General features: G+C 44.8%; 4 protein-coding genes. All 4 read left to right on the top strand.

Annotation, left to right across the window (positions count from 1 at the left end; translation table 11 throughout):
• The first annotated feature begins 51 nt into the window (after nt 1-51).
• The 4 genes from cheY (at nt 52) to JKY90_00935 (ending at nt 4,037) form a co-directional block, all read left to right on the top strand.
• Nucleotides 52-441: a chemotaxis response regulator CheY gene (cheY, locus tag JKY90_00950; protein ID MBL4850838.1), complete on the top strand. Its 390-nt coding sequence runs from the start codon at nt 52-54 to the stop codon at nt 439-441.
• A 25-nt stretch (nt 442-466) separates the two neighbouring features.
• Complete coding sequence (locus JKY90_00945; GenBank protein ID MBL4850837.1) at nt 467-1,213, top strand: protein phosphatase CheZ; 747 nt, start codon at nt 467-469, stop codon at nt 1,211-1,213.
• A gap of 13 nt (nt 1,214-1,226) precedes the next feature.
• Complete coding sequence (locus tag JKY90_00940) at nt 1,227-3,152, top strand: chemotaxis protein CheA (GenBank protein ID MBL4850836.1); 1,926 nt, start codon at nt 1,227-1,229, stop codon at nt 3,150-3,152.
• Between the two features lie 144 nt (nt 3,153-3,296).
• The gene (locus JKY90_00935) at nt 3,297-4,037 is read left to right on the top strand and encodes a flagellar motor protein (protein MBL4850835.1); all 741 of its coding nucleotides are present in this window, start codon (nt 3,297-3,299) and stop codon (nt 4,035-4,037) included.
• Nucleotides 4,038-4,272 lie beyond the last annotated feature (235 nt).

Here is a 4,272-nt window from a genome sequence, read left to right as displayed (position 1 = left end):
GGATTGCAGTAACGTCTGAAATGGAAAAGAGAATAGCTTGGAGGCCAATTAATGGATAAAAACATGAAAATCTTGGTTGTAGATGATTTTTCTACAATGCGTCGAATAATCAAGAATTTATTACGTGATTTGGGGTTTAACAATACCGCTGAGGCTGACGATGGTCAGACAGCATTACCAATCTTACAGCAAGGGGGTATTGATTTTTTGGTTACTGACTGGAATATGCCTGGTATGCAGGGGATCGACCTACTAAAAGCGGTGCGTGCTGATCCCAAGTTGGCAAGTATGCCGGTATTGATGGTTACTGCTGAGCAAAAACGAGAACAAATTATTACCGCTGCTCAGGCGGGCGTCAATGGCTACATTGTCAAGCCATTTACAGCAGCGACGTTGAAGGAAAAAATCGATAAAATTTTTGAACGTATTGAGGCCGCTTAGAAAGTAAAAAGATGCAGGGAGCACTATGGAAAATCATGCTATAGAAGAAGATACACGCCTACTTAAGGCACGTGAACTTGTCCATTTCTTAGAGCAATCGGATGAAGAGGCAGCACTAAAAATTATTGATGATATTACCAATGTGCGCAGCACAGAATTATTTAATTCCATTGGTCATTTAACGCGCAACCTTCATGATTCGCTATCGGGTGTTGATGGTGGGGGCAATGCTTCAAAGCCAACGGAATTTGACATTCCTGATGCAAAAGAACGTCTTAATTATGTTGTTACCATGACAGAACAAGCAGCAGACAAAACGCTTAGTGTGATTGAAGAGCTTTTGCCGCGTTGTGACCAGTTACACGATCGTTCAGCACGATTAGCATCAATTTGGAGGCGTTACGCTGCTGGCGATATGCCGGAAGATGAATTTCATTCCATGTCTGATGTGATAAGAACATTTCTCAATAAATCTGAAGTTGATTCAGATGAGATGCGCGTGAAATTAAAAGAGGTGCTTATAGCGCAAGAGTATCAGGATATTACGGGTCAAGTGATTGGCCGCGTCATTAGGCTTATTGAGGATGTTGAATCGAGCTTAATGAAAGTCTTGCGTTTGACAGGACTAGATGATGAAAAAGGGTGTGACGTAAAATCTGGTACATGCTCAGAGGATGAGCTGGCAGGGCCACAGATACCTGGACATAAGTCGTTAACGGCAGTATCCGGTCAGGATGAAGTCGATGACTTGTTATCGAGTCTTGGTTTTTAAGGGTAAATGAATTATGTCTTATGACCTAAATGATGAAATTTTACAAGATTTTCTAGTTGAAGCCGATGAGTTACTTGAGCTATTGGCTGAGCAGCTGACCGAACTTGAAAAAACCCCCGAAGATGCTGACCTATTGGCCGCAGTTTTTCGTGCATTCCACACGGTTAAAGGGGGCGCTGGATTTCTGGCTATCGCGCCACTGATTGATGTATGTCACAGAGCGGAAGATGTGTTTAACATTTTACGCGAAGGCCATCGTGTTGCTGATGCCGATCTTATGGATGTTATTTTCCAGGTAATGGATACGGTTAATAGCATGTTTGATACGGTTCGTACCGGTGAAGAACCTGAGCCGGCCGATCCTGAAATATTAAAAGCACTTGAAGCATTTGCTAAGCCACAGAATGATATGGCGGTTGTTACACCAGAGCCAGCTCCTGGAGTACAGGCCACGAATGATACACCTGCTAATGATGCTATTACTGATGCTGAATTTGAAGCTTTACTTGATGATCTCCATGGCTCGGCGGAATCTTCAACCTCCGGTGGCGATGTTGCCGCATCAGTAAAGCAGAGTGATGACATCAGTGAAGATGAGTTTGATAGCATGCTTGATGATCTTTATGGTTCCGGCCCTATTAGCTCTGGTGTGACTGCTGAGGCTCAACCTGCTGTTGAAAAAAAACCAAAAGAGAAGGCTGTTATACCTGTTAAGGCAGAGGCAGCGACCAAGGTCGAGGTACAGTCAAAACCAAAACCACCTAAAAAAGAAAGCATGGTTCGGGTGGATACCGAGCGTCTTGATGAAATTATGAATATGGTAGGTGAGTTGGTATTGGTTAGAAACCGCTTACAGACGTTGCAGGCTGAAGCTGAGAATGAATGTATGGCCAAGGCGGTCAGCGATCTTGATTTGGTTACCTCTAATTTACAGTCTTCAGTGACGAAGACACGTATGCAGCCTATTAAAAAGGTATTCGGTCGATTCCCACGTGTGGTTCGTGATCTTGCTCGCAGTTTGGATAAAGAAATTGAGCTGGATTTGCTGGGAGAAGACACGGATATGGATAAAAATATGGTTGAAGCCTTAGCTGATCCATTAGTCCATTTGGTACGTAATTCCGTCGACCATGGTATTGAAATTCCTGCTGTGCGTGAAGCAGCGGGTAAAGACCGTCAGGGTAAAGTATTACTGTCAGCTGTACAGCAAGGCGATCATATTTTGTTGAGCATTGAAGATGATGGCGCAGGTATGGATGCCGAAGTGTTACGTAAGAAAGTCGTTGAAAAAGGCTTGATGGATGAGGATACAGCAGCACGACTTGACGATCGCTCTTGTTATAACCTGATTTTTATGGCGGGTTTTTCAACCAAGGAGAAAATATCAGATGTCTCAGGTCGTGGCGTCGGTCTGGATGTTGTCAAGACGAGTATTGCCAAGCTGGGCGGTTCAATCATCATCGATTCAGAGTTGGGTCGCGGAACCATTATTAAATTGAAGCTGCCATTAACCTTGGCAATTTTGCCAACACTAATGATTATGTTGCAAGAGCAAACCTTTGCCTTGCCATTAACTTCTGTGGTTGAGATTTTCCATGTTGATATTAACGAGATTAGTGTTGTCGACGGTAACCCCGTTATTATCATACGTGAACAGGCGCTGCCATTGCTTTATATCGGTAATTGGTTGGTCAAAGAGTATAGCCAAGCAGGGTTGCGCTCTCAAATGGCGCATGTAGTGGTTATCAATATAGGCTCACAGCAATTTGGTTTTGTCGTCGATCAATTGGTTGGGCAGGAAGAAGTCGTTATTAAACCCCTGGGTGCTTTTTTGCATGGGACTCAAGGTTTGGCAGGTGCAACGATTACCGGTGACGGCAAGATTGCATTGATTCTTGATGTGCCAGGTTTGGTCACGCAGTACCAAAAAACCGCCTAGAGGGTTCTGGATGAGTATTCGGGCGCAAGACATTACCAGTAGCCTTGCCCCCGGTGTGCTAGGTGTCGTTACAAAAACAAGCATTACGGATTGTCTCTTTCATTGGATGAAACTGATTCAGTTTTGGAAAATTTGAGATAACCTATGGATTTTCTTAGCTTACTAGGCATCATTATTGCGTTAGCCGCTATTCTTGGTGGCAATGTTTTAGAGGGTGGCCACACTTCTTCGCTTGTACAAGTCACTGCTTTTGTGATTGTTATGGGTGGAACTATTGGCGCCATCATGCTGCAAGTCCCTGTCCGTGTCTTCGCTCGATCATTACGTATCGTCAGTTGGGTATTTAAGCCGCCACCGGTTAATTTTGAAGAGTACATAGCTAAGATTGTTAATTGGAGTCATGTGGCGCGGCGTGAAGGTCTGCTTGGGCTTGAAGTTATCGTCGACGATGAAAAAGAAGGTTTTGCACGCAAGGGATTACAGCTATTGGTCGATGGTAGTGAGCCTGAATCGATACGCGCTATTTTGGATGTTGACATCATGGTGAAGGAAGATTTTGATCTGCAAGCATCAAAGGTCTATGAGGGTATGGGTGGCTATGCCCCGACAGTGGGCATTCTTGGTGCAGTGCTGGGTTTGATTCATGTGATGAATAACCTGGCAGACCCGTCAAAATTGGGCCCTGGTATTGCCGTTGCGTTTGTTGCGACCATTTATGGCGTTGGTTTTGCAAACCTATTCTTTTTACCGATTGCGGCCAAATTAAAGGCATATATCAACCAACAGAGTCGACTTCGAGAAATGATTCTCGAAGGTGTTGTGGCGATTGCAGAAGGTGAAAACCCACGCAATATTGAAACAAAATTACAAGGTTATTTGATATAGGACCTGTTAACCCAATATGGATCGCAGCGTTGCCGCGCCAAATCTGGCCAGGTTAGGCGCGAGGAGAGAAGTTTAGTGGTGCTAAATGAGCGACGAGCAACGACGGCTGGCCAGATTTGGCGCGCAATCCGAAGGGACGAGGCCATTTTTTCGCCCACCTGCGTTATACCCCGAGGGCACGTTGCAGCTTACTTGTGTACAACAAGTACACGGCGATCGCTGTGCCTTGGTGGGC

The sequence above is a fragment of the Gammaproteobacteria bacterium genome (assembly GCA_016765075.1).
Lineage (GTDB): Bacteria > Pseudomonadota > Gammaproteobacteria.
This window is presented reverse-complemented; position numbering and strand designations above follow the sequence as displayed.

Bases quoted from the DNA above. Each gene is read 5' to 3' on its own strand.
- cheY (MBL4850838.1), top strand. From the start codon at position 52: ATGGATAAAAACATGAAAATCTTGGTTGTAGATGATTTTTCTACAATG.
- JKY90_00945 (MBL4850837.1), top strand. From the start codon at position 467: ATGGAAAATCATGCTATAGAAGAAGATACACGCCTACTTAAGGCACGT.
- JKY90_00940 (MBL4850836.1), top strand. From the start codon at position 1,227: ATGTCTTATGACCTAAATGATGAAATTTTACAAGATTTTCTAGTTGAA.
- JKY90_00935 (MBL4850835.1), top strand. From the start codon at position 3,297: ATGGATTTTCTTAGCTTACTAGGCATCATTATTGCGTTAGCCGCTATT.